The 21,133-nt window shown below is 64.6% G+C and carries 21 protein-coding genes, 1 pseudogene and 1 riboswitch; of the genes and pseudogenes, 8 read left to right on the plus strand and 14 right to left on the minus strand.

Going from position 1 to position 21,133, the window contains the following annotated elements:
• Positions 1 to 44: 44 nt before the first annotated feature.
• The 6 genes from thiC to SO156_RS33810 all read right to left on the minus strand — a co-directional run bounded on the left by thiC (position 45) and on the right by SO156_RS33810 (position 5,888).
• Positions 45 to 1,943, minus strand: coding sequence for a phosphomethylpyrimidine synthase ThiC (thiC, locus tag SO156_RS33785; protein WP_498537793.1), 1,899 nt, complete (start codon positions 1,941 to 1,943; stop codon positions 45 to 47).
• Positions 1,944 to 2,137: 194 nt separating this feature from the next.
• On the minus strand, positions 2,138 to 2,767 hold the full coding sequence (locus SO156_RS33790) for a thiamine phosphate synthase (RefSeq protein ID WP_458147419.1): 630 nt from the start codon (positions 2,765 to 2,767) through the stop codon (positions 2,138 to 2,140).
• The gene (locus tag SO156_RS33795) at positions 2,754 to 3,536 is read right to left on the minus strand and encodes a thiazole synthase (RefSeq protein ID WP_498537794.1); all 783 of its coding nucleotides are present in this window, start codon (positions 3,534 to 3,536) and stop codon (positions 2,754 to 2,756) included. Before SO156_RS33795 ends, SO156_RS33790 begins: the two co-directional genes overlap by 14 nt.
• A 303-nt stretch (positions 3,537 to 3,839) precedes the next feature.
• Positions 3,840 to 4,037 (minus strand): sulfur carrier protein ThiS, encoded by a 198-nt coding sequence (gene thiS, locus SO156_RS33800; protein WP_458147417.1) that lies wholly within the window; start codon positions 4,035 to 4,037, stop codon positions 3,840 to 3,842.
• 7 nt (positions 4,038 to 4,044) lie between these two features.
• Positions 4,045 to 5,055, minus strand: coding sequence for an FAD-dependent oxidoreductase (locus SO156_RS33805; RefSeq protein WP_498537795.1), 1,011 nt, complete (start codon positions 5,053 to 5,055; stop codon positions 4,045 to 4,047).
• A riboswitch (TPP riboswitch) is annotated at positions 5,043 to 5,171 on the minus strand. (Overlaps the previous gene by 13 nt.)
• 186 nt (positions 5,172 to 5,357) lie before the next feature.
• Positions 5,358 to 5,888: a transglycosylase SLT domain-containing protein gene (locus SO156_RS33810; RefSeq protein WP_498537796.1), complete on the minus strand. Its 531-nt coding sequence runs from the start codon at positions 5,886 to 5,888 to the stop codon at positions 5,358 to 5,360.
• 256 nt (positions 5,889 to 6,144) lie between these two features.
• Here SO156_RS33810 and SO156_RS33815 point away from each other — a divergent pair, with 256 nt between their 5' ends.
• On the plus strand, positions 6,145 to 6,387 hold the full coding sequence (locus tag SO156_RS33815) for a hypothetical protein (RefSeq protein ID WP_498537797.1): 243 nt from the start codon (positions 6,145 to 6,147) through the stop codon (positions 6,385 to 6,387).
• Between the two features lie 10 nt (positions 6,388 to 6,397).
• Here the strand turns inward: SO156_RS33815 and SO156_RS33820 are convergent, their stop codons facing one another.
• On the minus strand, positions 6,398 to 7,726 hold the full coding sequence (locus SO156_RS33820; RefSeq protein ID WP_458147414.1) for an ATP-binding protein: 1,329 nt from the start codon (positions 7,724 to 7,726) through the stop codon (positions 6,398 to 6,400).
• Between the two features lie 16 nt (positions 7,727 to 7,742).
• The gene (locus tag SO156_RS33825; protein WP_458147413.1) at positions 7,743 to 8,483 is read right to left on the minus strand and encodes a response regulator; all 741 of its coding nucleotides are present in this window, start codon (positions 8,481 to 8,483) and stop codon (positions 7,743 to 7,745) included.
• A 181-nt stretch (positions 8,484 to 8,664) separates the two neighbouring features.
• On the opposite strand from SO156_RS33825, the gene SO156_RS33830 reads away from it, so the two are divergent.
• Both SO156_RS33830 and SO156_RS33835 read left to right on the plus strand, forming a co-directional pair.
• Positions 8,665 to 9,255 carry a hypothetical protein gene (locus tag SO156_RS33830; protein WP_498537798.1) on the plus strand — a complete coding sequence of 197 codons (591 nt, stop codon included), beginning with the start codon at positions 8,665 to 8,667 and terminating at the stop codon, positions 9,253 to 9,255.
• 235 nt (positions 9,256 to 9,490) lie between these two features.
• A complete protein-coding gene (locus tag SO156_RS33835) occupies positions 9,491 to 10,009 on the plus strand; it encodes a PRC-barrel domain-containing protein (protein WP_458147411.1) in 519 nt (172 codons plus the stop codon).
• 86 nt (positions 10,010 to 10,095) lie between these two features.
• On the opposite strand, the gene SO156_RS33840 is transcribed toward SO156_RS33835, so the two are convergent.
• Entirely contained in the window at positions 10,096 to 11,307 is a 1,212-nt protein-coding gene (locus SO156_RS33840) for an ABC transporter substrate-binding protein (RefSeq protein ID WP_458147410.1), read from the minus strand.
• Between the two features lie 282 nt (positions 11,308 to 11,589).
• Positions 11,590 to 13,155 (minus strand): DUF4403 family protein, encoded by a 1,566-nt coding sequence (locus SO156_RS33845; RefSeq protein ID WP_498537799.1) that lies wholly within the window; start codon positions 13,153 to 13,155, stop codon positions 11,590 to 11,592.
• 232 nt (positions 13,156 to 13,387) lie between these two features.
• Here SO156_RS33845 and SO156_RS33850 point away from each other — a divergent pair, with 232 nt between their 5' ends.
• Positions 13,388 to 13,783 (plus strand): MAPEG family protein, encoded by a 396-nt coding sequence (locus tag SO156_RS33850; protein WP_498537800.1) that lies wholly within the window; start codon positions 13,388 to 13,390, stop codon positions 13,781 to 13,783.
• Positions 13,784 to 13,801: 18 nt separating this feature from the next.
• Here SO156_RS33850 and SO156_RS33855 read toward each other — a convergent pair whose 3' ends face one another.
• Positions 13,802 to 14,650, minus strand: coding sequence for an NAD(P)H-binding protein (locus tag SO156_RS33855; protein WP_498537801.1), 849 nt, complete (start codon positions 14,648 to 14,650; stop codon positions 13,802 to 13,804).
• A 125-nt stretch (positions 14,651 to 14,775) separates the two neighbouring features.
• Between SO156_RS33855 and SO156_RS33860 the strand changes: the two genes are divergently transcribed.
• Positions 14,776 to 15,174: a winged helix-turn-helix transcriptional regulator gene (locus SO156_RS33860; RefSeq protein WP_498537802.1), complete on the plus strand. Its 399-nt coding sequence runs from the start codon at positions 14,776 to 14,778 to the stop codon at positions 15,172 to 15,174.
• Between the two features lie 87 nt (positions 15,175 to 15,261).
• On the opposite strand, the gene SO156_RS33865 is transcribed toward SO156_RS33860, so the two are convergent.
• Both SO156_RS33865 and SO156_RS33870 read right to left on the minus strand, forming a co-directional pair.
• Positions 15,262 to 15,786 (minus strand): GNAT family N-acetyltransferase, encoded by a 525-nt coding sequence (locus tag SO156_RS33865; RefSeq protein WP_498537803.1) that lies wholly within the window; start codon positions 15,784 to 15,786, stop codon positions 15,262 to 15,264.
• Between the two features lie 19 nt (positions 15,787 to 15,805).
• Positions 15,806 to 16,531, minus strand: coding sequence for a dienelactone hydrolase family protein (locus SO156_RS33870; RefSeq protein ID WP_498537804.1), 726 nt, complete (start codon positions 16,529 to 16,531; stop codon positions 15,806 to 15,808).
• Positions 16,532 to 16,660: 129 nt separating this feature from the next.
• Between SO156_RS33870 and pcaB the strand changes: the two genes are divergently transcribed.
• Entirely contained in the window at positions 16,661 to 18,001 is a 1,341-nt protein-coding gene (gene pcaB / locus SO156_RS33875; RefSeq protein ID WP_498537805.1) for a 3-carboxy-cis,cis-muconate cycloisomerase, read from the plus strand.
• 166 nt (positions 18,002 to 18,167) lie between these two features.
• Here the strand turns inward: pcaB and SO156_RS33880 are convergent.
• Positions 18,168 to 18,888 (minus strand): annotated as a pseudogene (locus SO156_RS33880) (L,D-transpeptidase).
• Between the two features lie 271 nt (positions 18,889 to 19,159).
• Here SO156_RS33880 and SO156_RS33885 point away from each other — a divergent pair.
• Positions 19,160 to 20,212, plus strand: coding sequence for a glycosyltransferase family 4 protein (locus SO156_RS33885; protein WP_458147402.1), 1,053 nt, complete (start codon positions 19,160 to 19,162; stop codon positions 20,210 to 20,212).
• Positions 20,213 to 20,245: 33 nt separating this feature from the next.
• Positions 20,246 to 20,935, plus strand: coding sequence for a class I SAM-dependent methyltransferase (locus tag SO156_RS33890; RefSeq protein ID WP_458147401.1), 690 nt, complete (start codon positions 20,246 to 20,248; stop codon positions 20,933 to 20,935).
• Positions 20,936 to 21,133 lie beyond the last annotated feature (198 nt).

Raw genomic sequence — 21,133 nt, forward strand, 5'->3', positions numbered from 1 at the left:
CGCTGGATGTTCGGATCAAGCTCGAACACGACGGGCAGAGAGTCTCACAGCGCCCGGTTACTCTCCTTCACCTTCTCCGCATCCAGGTACACGCTCGAGCCCATCTCCTTGAACTTCTCGCTCATCTTGGCCATGCCGTCCTCGATGGTGCCGGCCATCGACATGCCGACATTGTTCGGGTCGTTCAGCGTTGCCGCGTAATCCCGCACGTCCTGCGTGATCTTCATCGAGCAGAATTTGGGACCGCACATCGAGCAGAAATGCGCGACCTTGTGGGCTTCCTTCGGTAGGGTCTCGTCGTGGAAGCTCTTTGCCGTATCCGGATCGAGGCCGAGGTTGAACTGGTCGGTCCAGCGGAATTCGAAACGGGCGCGGGAGAGCGCGTCGTCGCGGAGCTGGGCGGCCGGGTGACCCTTGGCAAGATCGGCGGCGTGGGCCGCGATCTTGTAGGTGATGACGCCGGTCTTGACGTCGTTGCGGTCGGGCAGGCCGAGATGCTCCTTCGGCGTGACGTAGCAGAGCATGGCGCAGCCGAACCAGCCGATCATGGCCGCGCCAATGCCTGACGTGATGTGGTCATAGCCCGGCGCGATGTCGGTGGTCAGCGGTCCAAGCGTGTAGAACGGCGCCTCGCCGCACTCTTTCAGCTGCTTGTCCATGTTGATCTTGATCTTGTGCATCGGCACGTGGCCGGGGCCCTCGATCATGACCTGGCAGCCCTTGTCCCACGCGATCTTGGTGAGCTCACCCAGCGTCTCGAGCTCGGCGAACTGCGCGCGGTCGTTGGCATCGGCGATCGAGCCCGGACGCAGGCCGTCGCCCAGCGAGAACGAGACGTCATACTTGCGCATGAGGTCGCAGATTTCGTCGAAATGGGTGTAGAGGAAGCTCTCCTTGTGATGCGCCAGGCACCACTTCGCCATGATCGAGCCGCCGCGCGAGACGATGCCGGTGACGCGGTTGGCGGTGAGATGGATGTATTGCAGGCGCACGCCGGCGTGGATCGTGAAATAGTCGACGCCCTGCTCGCACTGCTCGATCAGCGTGTCCTTGTAGAGCTCCCAGGTCAGCTGCACCGGGTCGCCGTTGCACTTCTCCAGCGCCTGGTAGATCGGCACGGTGCCGATCGGCACCGGCGAGTTGCGCAGGATCCATTCGCGGGTGGTATGGATGTTGCGGCCTGTGGAGAGGTCCATCACGGTGTCGGCGCCCCAGCGGATCGCCCACACCATCTTCTCGACCTCTTCCTCGACCGACGAGGTCACCGCCGAGTTGCCGATATTGGCGTTGATCTTGGTGAGGAAGTTGCGGCCGATGATCATCGGCTCGAGCTCGCTGTGATTGATGTTGCTCGGAATGATGGCGCGGCCGCGCGCGATCTCGGAGCGCACGAACTCCGGCGTGATGAAGGCGGGCACCGCGGCGCCGAAGCTTTCGCCGTCGGCAAGCGCCGCTTCCGCGCGTTCGAGCTGCTGCTTGCGGCCAAGGTTTTCGCGGGCGGCGACGTAGATCATCTCCTTGGTGATGATGCCGGCGCGGGCAAACTCGAGCTGCGTGATCTTGTGTCCGTCGAGGCCGCGCAGCGGCTTGTGATAGGCACTGAACGCACGGGCGGCCTTCTCGGCGGAGACGCCGCCATTGTCCTCAGGCTTGATCGTGCGGCCCTCATACTCCTCGACGCCGCCGCGCTCCTGTACCCAGGCCTTGCGATTGCGGGACAGGCCCGCGTTGACGTCGATCGTCACGCTCGGATCGGTGTAGGGGCCCGAGGTGTCGTAGACCGGCAGGTTCGGCTCGCCGGCGCCTTCGGAGAGGATGATCTCGCGCAGCGGCACGCGCAGATCGGGCGCTGCCTCCGGGGATGCAAAGATCTTGCGCGAGGAGGGGAGCGGGCCGGTGGTGACGGCGGGGATGGTTTTTTCAGGGTTGGAGCGGATGTTCATGAAAGATCCTCCTTACTAATTCGTTGGTATCGCTGCTTCGTTGGTATCGCTGCGCGAAAGACAAATGCCGCTGTCATCCCCGCGAAAGCGGGGATCCAGTATTCCAGAGGCCGTACCGTAATACGGAGAAGCCGCGGCGTACTGGATCGCCCGGTCAAGCCGGGCGATGACGGCGGTGTGTGTAACGAGATGCATCACGCAGCCTCCTTGCTACTAAGCCCGAGCCATTGTTTGACCCGCGCATCCGGGTCGGCATTCTGCGTGACGTCGCTGACGACGGCGATGGAATCCGCGCCCGCTGCAAAGATCTCCGCGGCGTGCTCGAACTTGATGCCGCCGATCGCAACCAGCGGGATGCTGCCGACGCGCTTCTTCCATTCGGTGATCTTTGGAATGCCCTGCGGTTCGAAGCGCATCGATTTCAGCGTGGTGAAGAAGATCGGCCCCAGCGCGACGTAGTCGGGCTCGGCCGCGAGCGCGGTCGCAAGCTCTGCGTCGTCATGGGTGGAGATGCCGAGCGTCAGGCCGGCATCGCGGATGGCCTTGAGGTCGGCGTCGACCAGGTCCTCCTGACCGAGATGCAGATGCTTTGCACCGGCGACGATCGCCGCGCGCCAATAGTCGTTCACGACGAGTTTTGCCGGCGTGCCGTTCGTCACCGCGAGCGCGTCGGTAACGATCTGGAGCGCTTCGGCGTCGTTCAGATTCTTGGCGCGGAGCTGGATCGTGCCGACGCCGAGCTTGGCCAGGCGCTCGACCCAGGCGAGGCTGTCGACGACGGCGTAGAAGGGATCAGGATACGCGTTGCGATCAGGATACGGCATGCCAGAACGGGGTCCCAACGACAGGGGTTGACGGGGAGGCGAAGTCGCGGGCGTCCATCAGCCCGGCCTCGTAAGCGGTGCGGCCGGCCTCGACGCCGAGGCGGAAGGCATTCGCCATCGCGACGGGATCGGCGGCTTTTGCGATTGCAGTGTTGAGCAGCACGGCGTCATAGCCGAGCTCGAGCGCATGGGCGGCGTGGCTCGGAGCGCCGATGCCGGCGTCGACCACCAGCGTGACGTCGGGCAGTCGCTCGCGCAGCAGTTTCAGGGCATCGCGGTTGATGATGCCCTTGGCGCTGCCGATCGGCGCGGCCCACGGCATCACCACCTTGCAGCCGGCGTCGACCAGCCGGTTCGCGACGGAGAGATCTTCGGTGCAATAGGGGAAGACCTCAAAGCCGTCCTTGATCAGGATGGTGGCGGCTTCGACGAGACCGACGACGTCGGGCTGAAGCGTGTCGTTGTCGGCGATGACTTCGAGCTTGATCCAGGACGTCCCGAACAATTCACGCGCGAGCTTTGCGGTGGTCACAGCCTCGCGCACACTGCGGCAGCCGGCGGTGTTCGGCAGCACGGTGACGTCGAGCTCGCGGATCAGGTTCCAGAAGGTGTCCCCGGTCTTGCCGCCGGCCGCCTCGCGCCGCAGCGATACGGTCACGATGTTCGAGCCAGATGCGCGGATCGCGGCCTGCATGATCGCGGGCGAGGGATAGAGCGCGCTGCCGATGAGCAGGCGGGAGGCAAAGGATTTGCCGTAGAAGGTCACCATGTCTGAGGTGTCTCCTCAATAGACTCTATCGTCCCGGCGAAGGCCGGGACCCATAACCAAAGGCCGTTGTTGTGACAGTCGATCGTTCCCCTAATGCAGCTGTCATCCCCGCCACCGGGTCTCGCCTTCGGCGAGCCCGATGACAGGCTCCAGCGGGGGTCCAGCATTCCAGAGGCGGCGCGGCTAGAACCGAGAGGCCGCGGCGTACTGGATCGCCCGATCAAGTCGGGCGATGACAGCGGAGTATGTGGCGTGTGCTCGCGCAACATCAGCGGTGTGGCCGGCGTGTGTGCCTTCATCACCTCATCCTCCCTGCCGCGGCGTGATGATCTCGATCTCGTCGCCGTCCCTGAGGCTCGTCTCGGCCCAGCGGCTTTTCGGCACCACGTCGTAGTTGAGCGCGATGGCGAAATGCGTGCCTTCGTAGTCGAGCTCGGTGAGTAGCGCGCCCACGCTCGCCGAATTCACCTCGCGTTGCTCGCCGTTGATTGTCAAACGCATTGGACGCTCACGCGCATTGCATCACCTCATTGTCGATCTGGCCGCGCTCGACGTAAGCGAGCGTCAGCTCGGCGAGCGCCGGCGCGAGCAGGAAGCCGTGGCGGTAGAGGCCGTTGACGGCGATCCTGTCGCCGCGAACGCCGATGCGCGGCAGATTGTCGGGGAAGGCAGGCCGAAGACCCGAGCCGAATTCGACGATGCGGGCTTCGCCGAAAGCGGGGTGCACCGCATAGGCCGCGCCGAGCAGTTCCAGCGCGGAGCGGACGCTGACGCCGGTGTCCTCCGCCTCGATCGAGGTCGCGCCCAGCATGAACAGGCCCGCCTCGCGTGGGATCACGTAGAGCGGCCAGCGCGGATGGATCAGCCGGACCGGGCGGGCAAGCTGGACCTCGCTGGTCTCGATCAGGATCATCTCGCCCTTGACGCCGCGCAGCTCCGATTGTTGCTCTCGCGCGGCAAGTCCGCGGCAGTCGATCACGATGCCATCGAGATCCCCAGCGCTGACGTCGCTGGAAAACTTGATGGTGCCGCCGGCGGCGCGGATGCGCTCATGCAGTTTTGGCAGCACGCGGCGCGGCTCGACATGGCCCTCGGTCGGGAAGAACAGCGCCTCGCGGAAGCGCCCTTCGAGTGACGGCTCGAGCGCCGCAAGGCCGGCGGCATCGAGCCGCTGATGGCCCTGCGTCATCCTTGCAAAGCGCTCGAAATCGTTGCGCTCGCGCGGAAGCGCCACGACCAACGAGCCGTTGAATGGCGTATCCGGCAATTCGCGCCGCCAGATGTCGAGGGAGCGCAGGCCGAGCCGGCTGATGATGGGCTCGGCGACCTCGGCCTCGCAATAGGGCGCGAGCATCCCGCCGGCCCAGTGGCTGGTGGCGTCCGTCATTGCCGCGTCACTGCGCTCGTGCAGAGTGACGGCGTGGCCGGCCTGCGCGAACAACAGCGCCTGCCAAGCCCCTGCGATGCCTGCGCCGATGATGGAAACCGGTGAATCCGGTCGTTTGGTCGTCTGGTACATCCCTGTCCCTTCGCCGGCATGACCCGGATCAGGTTCAAAGGGTCACCGCGGTCCTGGGCGTTCCCACCCATTTAGCGGTATCTCAGCTCCTCCTCGGAGCACCCCTCGGAACAACGCTAATGTATGCCAGTGACGCTGTGTGTCAACGCGTATCCCCAAATCGTACCCCGGACGCGGCGCAGCGCGATCGCGGTGCGCCGCTGAGCCGGGGCCCAGATAAGGAGACACGAGGTCGGAACCGGCATGGGTCCCGGTTCAGCACTGCGGCACTTCGCGCCGCAATGCGCCCGGGACACGAGAATCTATTTCTGGGCCTGCGCCCTCGCGTTGGCGACGTTTCGCGCCAGCCGCTTGTGCGGCGCGAACATGGGCTGCGGGTTGCCGTTAGGCTCGAGCCAGGCATTGCCGACAGCATCCGCCTGCTGCGCCATCTGCATCCGCTGCTGCTTTGCGGCGTAGTAATAGCCGCCTGCATAATAACGAATAGCTCGGCCGTAATCGCCATTCGCGGCGCGATAGGCGCCGGCGAGGTATTTCACGGCATAGGTGAGGTTGGTCTCGGGATCGCGCAGGCCTGCGGCATCCCCGCTGTAGCCGACCCCGCGGGCGGTCGCGAGCTTGATCTGCATCAGCCCGATCGTGCCGCCATGGCCAATCAGATGCGGCTGATAGCGGCTTTCACGCATGATGACGCGGTGAACAAGCGCTTCCGGCACGCCGTTCGCGCGCGCATGCGCGGCAACCATCTCGGAATACTCCGCTTCGCCCGCGACTGCAGCGTGCGACAATGACACTCCGGCCGTAATTGCGGCGGCAACGATTAAAGCTTTCATCGAATGTCTCTCGGTCGAATTGACCTGCCTGTTCGCGTTAGGCCCGTGGAACACGGCGATGATGTGGCGAAACGTCGCCGTCAAAAATTTCCGGGCGCGCCGTCGTCTTTACGACTTAAACATGCGTTAAGTTCACTGCAGGTGAGGTGCAGCAGGCTGAGGCCGCACGCGACAGCGGGCCTGTCCATTCGCGCATCTGCCGAAGAATGGCTAAAAAAGCACAAATCAAAAAAAAACACGTATCGGGAGACGTGCCATGACCAGATCAGATTTGATTCAATCAGACCTGACGCACTCTGACCTGATTCAAGCGGACATCGGCGACATCCCCAAGCAAAATCCCTGTGCGCAATGCGGCACGCGGATCGCGCATCCCGACTGGATCGAGCCGGGCAATGGCCGGGTTTCCTATCTCTGGAAATGCCGCGCCTGCGGATATCGCTTCGAGGCGATCGCGATCTACGACGAGCCGGCTCCCGAGCACGCGCTCGCCGCCTGAAGCATTCGCATTACGCCGCCAGGCGGTTCGGTTGCCAGATCGGCAGCTGCATGCGCACGATCAGGCCGTTCGGCTGGCGATCGTGCAGCGACAACTCGCCGCCATGGGCGATCGCGATCGCGCGTGCGATGGAAAGGCCGAGCCCGAAGCCGGTGGTGTCGTCCATGTTGCGCGCGTCGTCGCCGCGCACGAATGGCTCCAGCATCTCCTGCTTGCGCTCGTCGGAAATGCCGGGACCGTCGTCTTCGACGTCGATGGTGAGCCTGGTGCCGGCGACGTCGAGGCGGATCGTCACCTCGGCGCCGAAGCGCACCGCGTTCTCGACGAGGTTGGTGATGCCGCGATGCAGATCGTCGGGACGCGCCGCGGCGGTCGCCTGGGCGGGACCATCGTAATGCACGGTGTAGCCCATGTCGGCGAACTGGTCGGCGATCAGTTGCAGCGTGCTTGCGATGTCGACCAGCGTCACCGCTTCCATCCTGCGGTCGTTACGCAGGAGTGAGAGCACCGATTCCAGCATCGACCGCATCTGGTCGAGGTCGATCAGCATGCGCTTGCGATGCGTCTCGTCCTCGATGAACTCCGCGCGCAGGCGCAGCCGCGTGATCGGTGTGCGCAGGTCATGGCTGATCGCCGCCAGCATCCTGGTGCGGTCGGCCATCAGCCCCGCGATCCGCTCCTGCATGCGATTGAGCGCGCGAGCGACGGAACGGATCTCTTCAGGCCCGCGCTCCGGCAAGGGCTCGGCAGTGCCGTCGAGGCTGAAGCCTTCGGCGGCGCGCGCGAACGATGACAGCGGGCGGGCCAGCGCATGTGCGGCCCACAGGCCCAGCATGGTGACGCTGATCAGCGCGAACAGCAGCGTCATCATCCACGGCCCGCCCCAGAACCGCGGCGGCCGCGGTCCCGGCTCGACGCGGCCGGCAATCATCGTGCCGTCGGGCAACTGGATGCCGACCCGGTGCTCGTCGCCGTCGGGCGACAGCGCCATCACCTTGTAGCCGTGACCGAGGTGTCGGCGGATGCCGTGCAGGTGCTGGCCTTCGGTGTCCTCGATCGCAGTGGCCGTGCCTGGCGCGAGCTCGACGATGTCGAGTGAGGGGAACGCGCGGGCGATGTCGGCGATGAGCCGCGGCCGCTCGCTCGCGCCGGAGCTGCCGAGCAGCAGCGCGGCATTGGCCAGTTGATGCGAGCTGTCCGGCGGCATCTCGGCGCGGTCCGGCCTGCTGATCAGGAAGCTGGCGGTGAGGATCAGGTGAAGCGCGATGATCGACGCCACGACGAGGGCGGCGATCTGTCCGCCGATGCTCCTGAGATGGAAGAACCCGAACAGATTCATGGCGGGCCGCTTGAGGTCAGCTGTTCAGGGGCGCCGTAACCGCTTCCGTCCTCGGCGTGAACAGATAGCCGCCCGAGCGCACCGTCTTGATGATGGTGGGATCCTGCGGGTTGGGTTCGATCTTGCGGCGGATGCGGCTGACCAGCACGTCGATGGAGCGCTCGAACGAGCCGGTGGCGCGGCCCTGCGTGAGATCCAGCAGACTGTCGCGCGACAGCACGCGGCCGGGTCGCTCGCAGAAGGTGCGCAGCAGGTCGAACTCCGCGCTCGTCATCGCGACGCGCGCCCCGTCGGGGTTGCGCAGCTCGCGCAGTCGCAGGTCGATGCGCCAGCCCTCGAAGGCCAGCGTGCTCGCGCCTTCGATCGAGCTGGCGGCCTGCGCCGCGGCCTGCCGGCGCAGCACCGCGTTGATCCGCGCCAGGAGCTCGCGCGGATTGAACGGTTTCGGCAGGTAGTCGTCCGCGCCCATCTCGAGCCCGACGATGCGATCGACGTCCTCGCCGCGCGCGGTCAGCATGATGATCGGCGTCTGCGCCTCAGAGCGCACCTTGCGGCAGAGGCTCAAGCCGTCCTCGCCGGGCAGCATGACGTCGAGGATGATCAGGTCGACGCGATGGTCGGCCATCGCGCGCGTCATCTCGCGGCCGTCGCTGACGGCGGTGACGTTGCAGGCGTTGTTGCGCAGGTATTTCGCAATCAACGTCCGAGTTTCGCGGTCGTCCTCGACGACCAGGATGTTGGGCGAAGGAATAGCCATGTGCTCTGTTTGTCGGAGATTCGGTTTGAAGGGCGAAGTTTTTTGTTTCCGGATGTTTCTGAAGGCGCTTTCCGCAACGTCCGGTAACGTCCTGAAAGGGTGACGGCAAGGTCTCGTTAAGCCCGTTAACCATACCGTGGCGCCGTAAGTTAAGGAACCCCGCAAAACCCACGGAGCCATCATGACTTCGATCTCGGCGGCCTCCGCCGGCACCTATCAGTCGCCGCTGCAGCGGTTGCAGCAGGAATTGCAGTCGGAGGTCTCGGCCGGCACGATCTCGTCGTCGGATCAATCCGCCCTGTCGACCGCGCTCACCGACATCGATTCGGCGATCCAGCAGAGCCGCTCGAGCGATTCGTCCAGCGGCACCACATCCTCGCCGGAGGACATGAAGTCGAAGATCGACGACCTCATCGCCAATGAGGTCTCGAACGGCACGCTGACCTCCGACCAGGCCACCGAGCTGAAGGGCGTGTTCCAGTCCACCTTCGCCAACGGCCCGGGCGGCGCCGGTGGCCCGGGAGGCGCAGGCGGACCGCCGCCCGGCCCGCCACCGTCGGACGACAGCTCCTCCACCTCGTCCAGCTCCTCGACGGACTCGACCAGCAGCAGCTCGAGCGACAGCACCACCGCCGAGATCCTCCAGCAATTCCTCCAGGCGCTCCAGCAATCGATGTCGTCGTCGACCTCGTCCTACGGCGCTTCCGGAAATGCGAACAGCTCGTCGAGCAGCTCGCAGATCTCCGCATTGCTCATCGACTACAAGACCTGACCGCGACGCCAGGTCGGCGCAGTCCCCGTCGTCTCTCGCGCGTCTCCCAGGACGCGTGACGAGTCGGCGGGGAACTGTGCGCGGCCTTCGCGTTCGATTCAAAATCTCTTCGTTGCGGAACTTGCGTCGCGATGCAACGCGCGCGAAGCGTGCAACGAAATTGCCGCAGGTTTGGAACTGCCGCCCGACATGCGAGGTTCTCTCCGCACGAGTTTTCGATGAAGGAGAGGACACCATGTTGATGAAATCGATCGCGGCCGGCCTTGCCGGTTCCGCGTTGCTTGTAACTGTCGCGTTTGCCCAGAATCCGACGACCACTGACAAGGCATCGAACGCGGCAACCACGACGACGTCGTCGGCATCGGGTGACTGGCGCGCGTCGAAAGTGGTGGGCCTGAAGGTCTACAACGACGCCAACGAGAGCGTCGGTTCGGTCAATGATCTGTTGATGGACAAGAGCGGCAACATCAAGCTCGTCGTGCTGGGCGTCGGCGGCTTCCTCGGCATGGGCGAGCACCTCGTCGCTGTGCCGTTCGACAAGGTGAAATTCTCGACCGAGCCGGTCTCCTATAGCGGCACGGCCAGCAACACCAAGCCGCCTGGCAGCCCGCCATCGAGCACGACCACGGGCGCCGCGCCGAGCACCAGCAAGTCTTCGACCTCGTCTTCGTCGAAGTGGTATCCGGACCACGCCGTGTTCAACGCAACCAAGGACGATCTGAAGAAGATGCCGGAGTTCAAGTACTCCGAGTAATGCGGTTCAATTGACGTTCAAACGCAACGCGCCCGGCTGGTCCGGGCGCGTTGTCGTGTCTTCTTCATTGCGGAGCTTGTGAAAGCTCAATGCCCCACCAGCGGGCAACCACCCTTGTCGAGCGGACGGAATGCCTCGTCGCCGGGCACGGTGGCGATCAGCTTGTAGAGGTCCCACTCGCCCTTGGACTCCTCGGGCTTCTTGACCTCGAACAGATACATGTCGTGCACCATGCGGCCGTCGATGCGGATCTTGCCATTCTTGGCGAAGAAGTCGTTGATCGGGGTGGCGCGCATCTGCTCCATCACCTTCGGCGCCTCGTCGGTCTTGATGGCCTCGATCGCCTTCAGATAGTGCATGGTCGCCGAATAGAGCCCGGCCTGGATCATGGTCGGCATGTGTCCGACCTTGTCGTTGAAGCGCTTTGAGAAGGCGCGCGTCTCGTCGTTCATGTCCCAATAGAAAGCATCGGTGACGATCAGGCCCTGCGTCGCCTTGATGCCGAGCGAATGCGTGTCGGTGATCTCCTGGAGCAGCGCGATCATCTTCTGCCCGCCTTGCGTGAGGCCGAACTCGGACGCCTGCTTCAGCGCGTTGGTGGTATCGCCGCCGGCATTCGCCAGCGCCACGACCTTGGCCTTGGAGGCCTGTGCCTGGAGCAGGAAGGATGAGAAGTCGGAGGAGTTGAGCGGATGGCGGACGTCGCCGAGCACCTTGCCGCCGCTCTCCTTCACGACGTTAGCGGCGTCGCGCTCCAGCGCCTGGCCGAAGGCGTAGTCGGCGGTGACGAAGTACCAGGTGTCCTCGCCGCGCTTCACCATCGCCTTGCCTGCGACGTTCGACAGCGCATAAGTGTCGTAGGTCCAGTGCACCGTGTTGGGCGAGCATTGAGCGCCCGTGATGTCGGACGAGCCGCCGCCGGAATTGATGTTGATCTTGTTCTTCTCGCGCGTCAGCGCCGAGATCGGCAGCGCCACCGACGAGGTCGGCACATCGAAGATCGCGTCGACCTTCTCGTTGTCGTACCAGTTCCGCGCGATGTTGACGCCGACGTCGGGCTTGTTCTGATGGTCGGCAGCGACCACCTCGACCGGCTTGCCGGCGACCTTGCCACCATAATCGGCTACCGCCATCTGCACCGCGGCGAGCGAGCCCTTGCCGGTGGCGTCGGCGTAGAGGCTCGACATGTCCGTGAGCACGCCGATCTTGACGACGTCGTCGGAAATCTGCGCCTGCGCCGCGCTGCCGCTGGCCGCAACAGCAAGACCCGCCGCGACGGCGGCAAACAGTTTATGCATGGTTTGTTCTCTCCCTGTGTCGTTGTTTGGGTATCGTTACGGGAATGGTTCTAGCGGCAATCGGTGGCCGCAGCTAAGCGATCCCGGTCATGGCGGAATGCAAAAAGGGAAGGGGCGGGCGCTGTTCCTTCGCCTCTCCCCGTAGGAACGGAAAGAGGAGCAGCGCCTGGATTAGTAGCCCGCATGCAGCGTAGCGGAATGCGGGACCGGTGGTCCCGGATTGCGCTGCGCTCCATCCGGGCTACTGCAGTTGCACATGTGAGAAGCTTCGAGACGAACTTCTCACATCCCCGATAGCTTCGTCACATACACGTTCAGCGAGCCGCCGGCTTCCGCGATGATGCGGAGCGTCTTGGAATCGAACGCGATGTCGGCGAGCGTCAGGCTGTCGATATTCGCCTCGACGCGCAGGCCGTCCTCGGTCTTCTGATAGTCGGCGATCGCGGCCGCGATCTTGTCGCGTGCGTTGGCGGCGATCGGCTTGAGGTCGAGCGTCGCCTTCTGCACCAGCGCCTGCTGCAAATGCGGCACCACGGCGCGCGCCGCGGCGCCAAGGAGCCCGAATGCGGCCTCGGACTCCACCGCGAGCTGGATGTCAGCGAGCCGCAGCGTCTGCTGCGCCTGGTCGAGCATCGGCCGCCCCCAGATGTGCACGGTTGCCTCGGCACCGAGGCCGAACCAACTCTTCTTCTCCTTGGCGCGCACCAGAAGCGAGATCAGCAGCCGGTCGCCCGAGGGAACCACGTTGACGCTCTTCACGGTCACGTCGACCGGACCCGAGCCGTCTTCCGGATAGGTATGGCCGACCATCTGAGCAGCGATGAGCTTGTTGATCTCGGTGAAGGGCACGTCGATCGGCACGCCGATGTTCACGCCGGTGCCGGTCGGCGGCACGATCGAGATCTTTTCGGGGAAGGGGCACTCGGGCTTGGTCTGGGTCGTGGTGACGCGGGTCTCGGCCTCGATGCCAAGCAGGAGTGTCACGGCCTGCGCATCGACGCGCGGCTGCGCCGCGATCGCACGGATCGGCTTCATCTCCAGCCACAGCGGCGGCAGTGCGGCCGAGGATCCCGAGCCCAGCGGCATCGAGCGGCAGGCCTTGATCCACTGCGCTTTCGCATTCTCGCGCAGGCTCGGATCGTTGCGGATACGTTCGGCGACCACGTTGAGCTGATCGCCAACGGTTTTGTCGATCAGCGGCTTGACCTGCGCCGGCACGTTGACCTTGGCGCCGGCGACCGAGAGGTTGGTGTCGCCGAGATTGACCTGCGCCCCGAGATTCGGCTCGAGGTGCCAGTTGGTGGCAAGTTTCGGGCGCGAGGTGATGACCACGTTGCCCTTGATCTCGGCGCTGGCATTCAGGTTCTTGATGTTGACGGCGCCAATCTGCTTGGCGGCGTTGTTGCCGAGCACGCTGCCGAGCGCCTCGCCGAGCGCGCCGGTCGCTTTCGAGGACAGCGATCCCGTGACGTTGAGCTTGCCGCTGATCGGCGTCGACAGCGTCAGCACGTCCTTGTCGCCGCTCGCGGCAATCGGCCCGCGCGAAGCCGTCCAGCCGATATCGGCGTCCTGCAGGATCTGCGAGACCGGATTGTCGGCCTTGCCGGTGAAATTGCGCGCCGCGCTCTTGTCGGCAGCCTCGCGGATCGCCGACAGCGAGATCGCAACCGGCGCCACCACGATCGAGCTCTTCGAAACCGGTGGCAGCGGCGGCAACTGCGTGACCGCGGGCGCTGTTCCTGCGCCGCGCGGCGACAGCCAGTCCATGGCCTTCAGGCTCGCGAAAAACGACACCGCGATCACCGCGATCGCGACCAGAATAGTCTTCAAGTTCAACGTCAGACCCATCAATCCCCCAAACCGGCCCCGGCTTGCGAGTCTACAGGGCGGGGGAACGCGGCGCCAGAGTGGCCGAAACCGGGCGGAGATGCACCGCGGCGGCGGGATCGACCTCACTGTTGCGCACGATCGAGTGATCAAGAAAACCGCCCGGCGCTGTCGAACCGGCGCCGGCCCGTACGTCTGGATAGGGCCGACCGGCCACATCGCGCGGCCGGCGGCATCCTTCCAGGAGGCGCAGATGACGACCGACCTCAAATATCTCGTGCTGACGGCGATGCTGACCGCCGCCTTGTGGATTCCTTATATCGTCTGCCAGGTCAGGACCAACGGCCCGCTCGAGCCGAAGAACTATGCCGACCCCGCCCTGCCGCGGCCGGTGCCCGCATGGGGCCAGCGTGCCAACCGCGCCCACCTGAATGCGATCGAGGTGTTCGCGCCGTTTGCAACATTGGTCATCGTCGCGCAACTTGCGGGCCAGGCCAATGCGACGACTGCGTTCTGTGCCGCAAGCTTCTTCTATCTGCGGCTTGCCCACGCCGTCGTCTACCTGGTCGGCGTTCCCTATGTGCGAACCATCCTGTTCACGCTCGCATTCGTGGCGGAGGTCGTGATCTTCTGGGAGGTGATCAGGTAGCCTGTTTGGTGCGGTCCGCTATCGGAGGGTGGCGGTAAGGACCTCGTGCAACAACCGCGGTTCGCGGCCTGACAGACGTTCCACGTCGCCGGTCACGATATTGAAGTCGCCCGCCGCGAACCGCCTTTCGATATCGACCATGGCGTCAATGTACTCCGGGGGGATACCTGCCTGCAAAAGCCCGCCGCGAAGTTGCGCTTCGTCCAGCACCAGGAAGCGTAAGGGCGTTCCCGTGATTTCAGATATAAGGGCGGCGCGTTCCGCGCCGGTCAGTGCCGCGCGACCCGTCGTACTGTAAATGGCTCCGGCGTGACCCTCACCAAGCAGCGCGCCTGCTGCTGCGGCCGCGACGTCCTCCCGGGACACGAAGGCGACGCGGTTCTCGCCGAGGCCTGGCAGGCCCCCCGATCCGAGCGCCATCGCTGCCACCTGCGCAAACGACTCGGCGTAATAGTTCATCCGCAGAATGGTCCAGCGCGGCGCCGTCCTCATCAAGTGCTGCTCACCCGCCCAATAGGCAGCGTACATCTCGCGTGCAGGCGCCTCGCGGGTGGCGGCCGAGGACATCAACACGATATGCTTGACTCCGGCGCCCACCGCAGTGTCGATGGCCGTAATGAAATGACGATCGCGCAGGCCCGGGCGGACGTCGGCGCTTGGGATGATGAGCAGTCGCTCGATCCCTTCATAGGCTTTGATGAGCGTTTCCGGCCGATCGTAGTCGCCGAGCCGCCCTGCCGCGGGAGGCTGTACAGTCTCCGGGGTACGCGAGATGCCCACGAGCTCGTGGTGCGGGTCCCTTGCCAGCAGTTCTGCCAGGACGGACCTTCCGAGCTGTCCGCTAGCGCCGCTGATTCCGATCTTCATTGCGATACCTTTCCTATCGTTACGCACATTATGTTTGTGACGATATGTTCGATATCGATTAGCTTCGCAAGAACGCACAATTTGGTGCGTTCGCGATCATCTTTGTTCGCGGTCAGTGAGATGAGATGAAAGCGTCAGCGAAGAAAGCCGAATGGGTCGAGCCGGGCTGGGAAGACCACGATGATTGTCGCGCGGTCTTGCAGGTTCTGGATCGCGTCGGCGACAAGTGGACGGTGATGGTCGTCGGTGTATTGTCGAAGGGGCCAATGCGCTTCAACGCGACGATGCGCCTCATCGACGGCATATCGCATCGGATGTTGACGTTGACGCTCCGCGGCCTCGAACGCGATGGGCTGGTCAAGCGCACGGCCCATGCAACGATTCCGCCGAAGGTCGAATATGAGCTGACAAGGCTCGGGCGTTCCCTGATCGAGCCGCTGAAGACGGTTGCCGCCTGGGCCAGGCGAAATCGCAGGACGATAGAGGCAGCGCGAGTGCAGTTCGATGCGAGAAAACCGGGGTAACGCCGGGCAATTTTTTTGATTGACCGGGCATGGAGCTTGAGTACGGCGGGATGCGGCCCGTTGCTGGTGCGGTTAGTTGCGGTTCATTCATCCGCTGCTCCCGTCCAGGAACAGCTTCATCAGGATCTCATCGAAATATTGGCCGTCCTGCTTGAGCGCCTTCGGTTCGCGACCGTATTCGATGAACCCGGCGCTGAAATAGAGACGCAAGGCGGGTTCGTTGTCGCTGACGACTGACAACTGAAGCTGTTCGACTCGTTGCGCCGCATGCGCCACGACGGCGTCGACGAGACGACGTCCCACACCGAAGCGGCGCGCCGCTGGCCGCACATACATGCCCCAGAGCATTGCCTTGTGCCCGGTCTTTGTCCCCTCCTGCCGGCGAAAGCCGGCGACGCCGCACAACTCCTGTTCGATGAAGGCGCCAAAAACGTCAGAGGCCACGAGGCGCTCCTCGAACCAGGAAAGCGCCATCTCGTTCTCGCGCACAAACACGCTGGCGTAGGCCCCCGGATGGGCCTCGAGCGCCTCCAGCCTGATCTGTCGATAACTCGCCGCATCGGCTGGCGTGAGCAGTCTGACGGCGGCAGTGTTGTGGTCAGCTGAAGGCATGTCCTGCTTCGTCTCCAATTCAACGCATGGCCGTTGCAAAGACGTCCTCGAACAGGCTGAGCATCGCGGCCCAGGAGCGACGATCCGCGTCGGCATGATAGGCGTGGTTCGGTACGCTTTCGCCAATGAGCTCGGGGTTGGTGAAGCCATGCGCCGCACCGCCATAGACATGGGCCTGCCAGTCGACGCTGGTCGCGCGCATCTCGCGCGCGAAATCCGCAAGCTGCGTCAGCGAAACCAGCGTGTCGGCGGCACCGTGACACACCAGGACTCTCGCCTTGATGTTCGCGGCATCCTCCGGCCGCTCGTTCGGGAAGCCGCCATGAAAGCTCACGACGGCCGCAAGGTCCGCACCGGTCCGCGCCAGCTCCAACGCCGTGCTGCCGCCGAAGCAATAGCCGATCGCGGCGAGCCTGGTGGCATCGACCATGTCATGCCCGGCAAGGGCCAGGCGCGCCGCCTCCGCCCGCTCGCGCCAGCGCGCAGTGTCCGCGCGCAAGGCATTCATCAGCTCGATCGCCTGCGGCACGTCAGGGGCCGTCTTGCCGTTGCCGTAGAGATCGGCCACGAGCACGACAAAGCCAAGCGCGGCCAGTTGCTCCGCGCGGGCGATCGCATGCGTGCCGATGCCGCGCGCGTCGGGGAACAGCACCACGCCGGGGCGGAGGCTGGCGGCTTCATCGGCAACGAGAATGCCCTGAAGCTCGGAGGCGCGATCGCGATATCCAAGAACAGTCTTTTTCATCCTGATGCTCCTCGTCGGACAAACTGACCACACGGATTGCACCTGGACAACCCTTGATTGTCACTCGTTTCGCTGGATGCCACTATGTTGAATGTATAAGTCCATGCACGAATACAATGAAGGAAACTCATGGCGAGCACCGTCTTCGATTCCGCGCTGTTCCGCGACATGTTTGGCACCGCCGAGATGCGCGCAGTGTTTTCAGATGACGCGCTGGTCGGCCGCTACCTGGAAACCGAGGCGGCGCTCGCCCGTGCCCAGGCTCGCGCCGGCGTGGTGCCGAAGGACGCCGCGGCCGCGATCGACGCCGCCTCGCGCAACATCAAGCTCGATTTCGACAAGCTCCGGCACGAGACCGAGATCGTGGGCTATCCGATCCTGCCGCTGGTCCATCAGCTCTCCGAGGCCGCCGGCGAGGCCGGCCGCTACGTCCATTGGGGCGCGACCACGCAGGACATCATGGACACCGCCAACGTGCTCCAGATCCGCGCGGCGCTCGACATCGTCGCGCGCGACCTGAAGGGGTTGCGCACGATCCTCGCCGACCTCGCGCGCAGGCATCGTGATACGCCGATGGCCGGCCGCACCCATCTCCAGCAGGCCCTGCCGGTGACCTTCGGCTACAAGGTCGCGATCTGGCTGTCCTCGATCGACCGGCACATCGAGCGCGTCGACCAGGCGCGGCCGCGCATCCTGCTCGGCGAGTTTTCGGGCGCGGCCGGCACGCTCGCCTCGGTCGGCGACGGCGGCCTCGAGATGCAGCGCCTGTTTTGTGAAGAACTGGGGCTGCACCGGCCGCCGATCACCTGGCACGTGGCGCGCGACGGCATCGCGGAAGCGGTGACGCTGCTCGGCCTCATCACCGGCACGCTCGGCAAGATCGCCACCGACGTGATGCTGATGTGCGCGACCGAGTTCGGCGAACTCTCCGAGCCGTTCGTGCATGGCCGCGGCGCCTCGTCCACCATGCCGCAGAAGCGCAACCCGATCTCCAGCGAGCTGATGCTCGCCGCCGCCAAGGCGGTGCGCCAGCATGTCGCCACCATGCTCGACGGCATGATCCACGATTTCGAGCGCGCGACCGGTCCCTGGCATCTCGAATGGGTGTCGCTGCCGGAGAGTTTTTTGCTCACGGCGTCCTCGCTTGCCAATGCGAAGTTCATGCTGGCGGGTCTGGTCGTGCACGAGGACCGCATGCGCGCCAATCTCGGCCTGACGCACGGCCTCATCGTCGCCGAAGCCGTCATGATGGCCGCGGCACCGAAGCTCGGCCGGCAACACGCGCATGACGTCGTCTACGACGCCTGCCGCAAGGCGATCGAGGGCGGCGGCGATCTCGCCGGCATCCTCTCCGGCGTTCCCGAGATCGTGGCTGCGCTCGGCGGCGTCGATGCCATCCGTCGCCACTGCGACCCCGCGAACTATCTCGGGCTCTCCGGCCAGATGGTCGACCGCGTGCTCGGCGGGTGACCTGTAGCCCGGATGAGCGAAGCGACATCCGGGGAGTTGGCCCCGCATATCGCTTCGCTCATGCGGGCTACGACGGCGCACGCTTGGAAGCCGCGGTCTTCGGCGCAAACGAGAGCGGCCCCCAAGGTTGCCGGGACCGCTTGCTTTGCAGTTTTTGTCTCGGCGTTTACCGCGTTGCGCTACCGCAGCTCGGCGCGGCGGTCGGTCATCGGAAGCACGACGACCTTGGTGCCGACGTTGACGCGGGAGTAGAGGTCGGTGACGTCTTCATTGGTCAGCCGGATGCAGCCGGAGGAGACGTGCTTGCCGATCGTCTCGGGGGCGTTCGTGCCGTGGATACGGTAGACGGTGCCGCCGAGATACATGGCGCGGGCCCCTAACGGGTTGCCGGGACCGCCGGCCATGTGGCGCGGAAGATAAGGCTGGCGGGCGATCATTTCCGGTGGCGGGGTCCAGTCCGGCCACTCCGCCTTCTTGGTCACCGACTGGGTGCCCGACCAGGTGAAGCCGTCACGGCCGACGCCGATGCCGTAGCGCACGGCCTGGCCGTTACCGAGCACGTAATAAAGATAGGTGTTGGGCGTATCGATGATGATGGTGCCGGGCGCCTCGCGCGTTGCGTAAGCGACGACCTGGCGGCGGAAGCGGGCGGGCATCTCGACGCTGTCCTGATCCTCCGACGGTGCGGCCTGATAGGACGGCGCAGGCTGATAGGGCTGATAGGGTTGCAGCGGCTGCGGTACAGCAAAGCCGGGCGGCGGTGTGAAGAAGGGGAAGAGCTGCACGGGTGCGGCATGTGCCGGACCGGCAAACGCGACTGCGGTGATCGCAACTGCGCTGAGCGCAACAGCGCGCGAATACGTCTTGAACGTGTCCAGATTGAACATTGATCGCCCCTGTTGGATCGGATTTTTGATCACCGCGGCGCCTTGCGGTGTTCCGTTGCCCAGACTCGTAATGGCGAAAAGTTTCGGGACGTTTGCGCGGAAAACCGAAAACGGTTTCGTCGCGGCAAGGATTGTTTCATGACAGTTTCGTGGCCGTGCCGACCCGTTAACGAACAAAACAGTGGGCCGACACTTCTGTGACGTCACACGCCTGAAATATCCTTCGTTGATGGTCCTAAGCCGAGAATCATCAAACTCTCGGGATTTCCCCATGCGGGTATTAATCGCGACTGACGCCTGGCATCCGCAGGTTAACGGTGTGGTGCGGACGCTGACCTCGCTCGCCAGCGCCGCCAAGGCGCTCGACGTCGAGATCGAATTCTTGACGCCGGATGGCTTTTCTTCGCTGCCGTTGCCGACCTATCCGGGCCTGCGCATCGCGCTGCCCAGCCGGGCCGAGATCGCACGGCGGATCGAAGCGGCTGCGCCCGAAGCACTGCACATCGCAACCGAAGGCCCGATCGGCTGGGCGGCGCGGGCCTATTGCCGCCGACGCGGGCTCGCCTTCACCACCTCCTACACCACGCGCTTCCCGGAATACGTTTCGGTCCGCACCGGCATTCCGGACAGCGTCGGCTACGCCGTGCTGCGGCACTTCCACGATGCCGCCGCCATGACGATGGTGGCGACGCCGTCGCTGCGCCAGGAACTGTCCGAGCGCGGCTTCAAGCGGCTCGGCTTCTGGACCCGCGGCGTCGACACCACTCTGTTCCATCCCGATGGTCCGGCAAAGCTCGACCTGCCGCGGCCGATCTTCATGACGATGGGCCGCGTGGCGGTGGAAAAGAATCTCGAGGCGTTCCTCTCGCTCGATCTGCCCGGCACGAAGGTCGTGGTCGGCGATGGCCCGCAGAAGGCGCAGCTCGAGAAGAAGTATCCGAACGCCGTCTTCCTCGGCGAGAAGAAGGGCGCGGATCTCACCTCGCATCTCGCAGCCGCCGACGTCTTCGTATTCCCGAGCCTTACCGACACCTTTGGCGTGGTGCAGCTCGAGGCGCTCGCCTGTGGCACGCCGGTCGCGGCGTTTCCGGTGACGGGCCCGAAGGACGTCATTGCCGATCATCCGATTGGCGCGATCGATGACGATTTGCGCGCCGCATGCCTGCGCGCGCTGACCATGTCGCGCGAGACCTGCCGCAACTTCGCGCTGGCACGCTCCTGGGAAAACAGTGCGCGTCAGTTCGTCGGAAATCTCACCTCACTCCAGCCCAGCCGCTCGCTGCGCCCGACGCCCGTCATGGCGCGGCGGCCGGTGCGGGGTTGATTTGGAACATCTGAACCAAACGGGACTTTGCTAATGGCCAAAATCATGAAGTTTGAAGATTCGCAGCAGCTCGACCTCGACCGCGGCACGGTCGAGCAGGCCTATGACCGGTGGGCGCCGGTCTACGACCTCGTGTTCGGCGGCGTGTTCGCCAAGGGCCGGCAGGCCGCGATCACGGCGACCAACAAGCTCGGCGGCCGCGTGCTCGAAGTCGGCGTCGGCACCGGCATCTCGCTGCCGATGTACGCGCCGAACGTCCGCATCTTCGGCACCGATATTTCGGAGGCCATGCTCGACAAGGCGCGCCGCCGCGTCTCGGAGCTGAAGTTGAAGAACGTCGAGGGCCTCGCGGTGATGGACGCCGAGAAGCTCGAATTTCCCGACAACTCCTTCGACGTCGTGATGGCGCAATATGTCGTCACCGCCGTTCCCAACCCGGAAGTTGCGCTGGACGAGTTCGCACGCGTGCTGCGTCCCGGCGGCGAATTGATCATCCTGACCCGCGTCAGCGCGGATGCCGGCATGCGCCGCTTCATCGAGCAGAAGCTCCAGCCGGTGGTGCGTCACCTCGGCTTCCGCACCGCCGAGTTCGCCTGGTCGCGCTACGCGAAGTGGCTCGCGGGTGCGCATGGCATGGAGCTCGCCGAGCGCCGCCTGATTCCGCCGCTCGGTCACTTCTCGCTGGTCCGCCTCCGCAAGGTTCAGGTCGCCAAAGCAGCCTGAGCCAGCGGCTCCACGCGTTCATGCGTCACCGCGTCGCGCACATCGTCATATGACAAAATGATGATGTCACACGCCCTACATCGAATCCCTATATCTCCTTAGCCGAAGCCTTTTGGGGGAAAGAATGATCAAAGAATTCCTTGAGCAGCTGCGCATCCAGCGCTGGGACGACCACCGCTACTATCACCACAGCCGCAT

It is taken from the genome of Bradyrhizobium sp. UFLA05-125 (assembly GCF_059803515.1).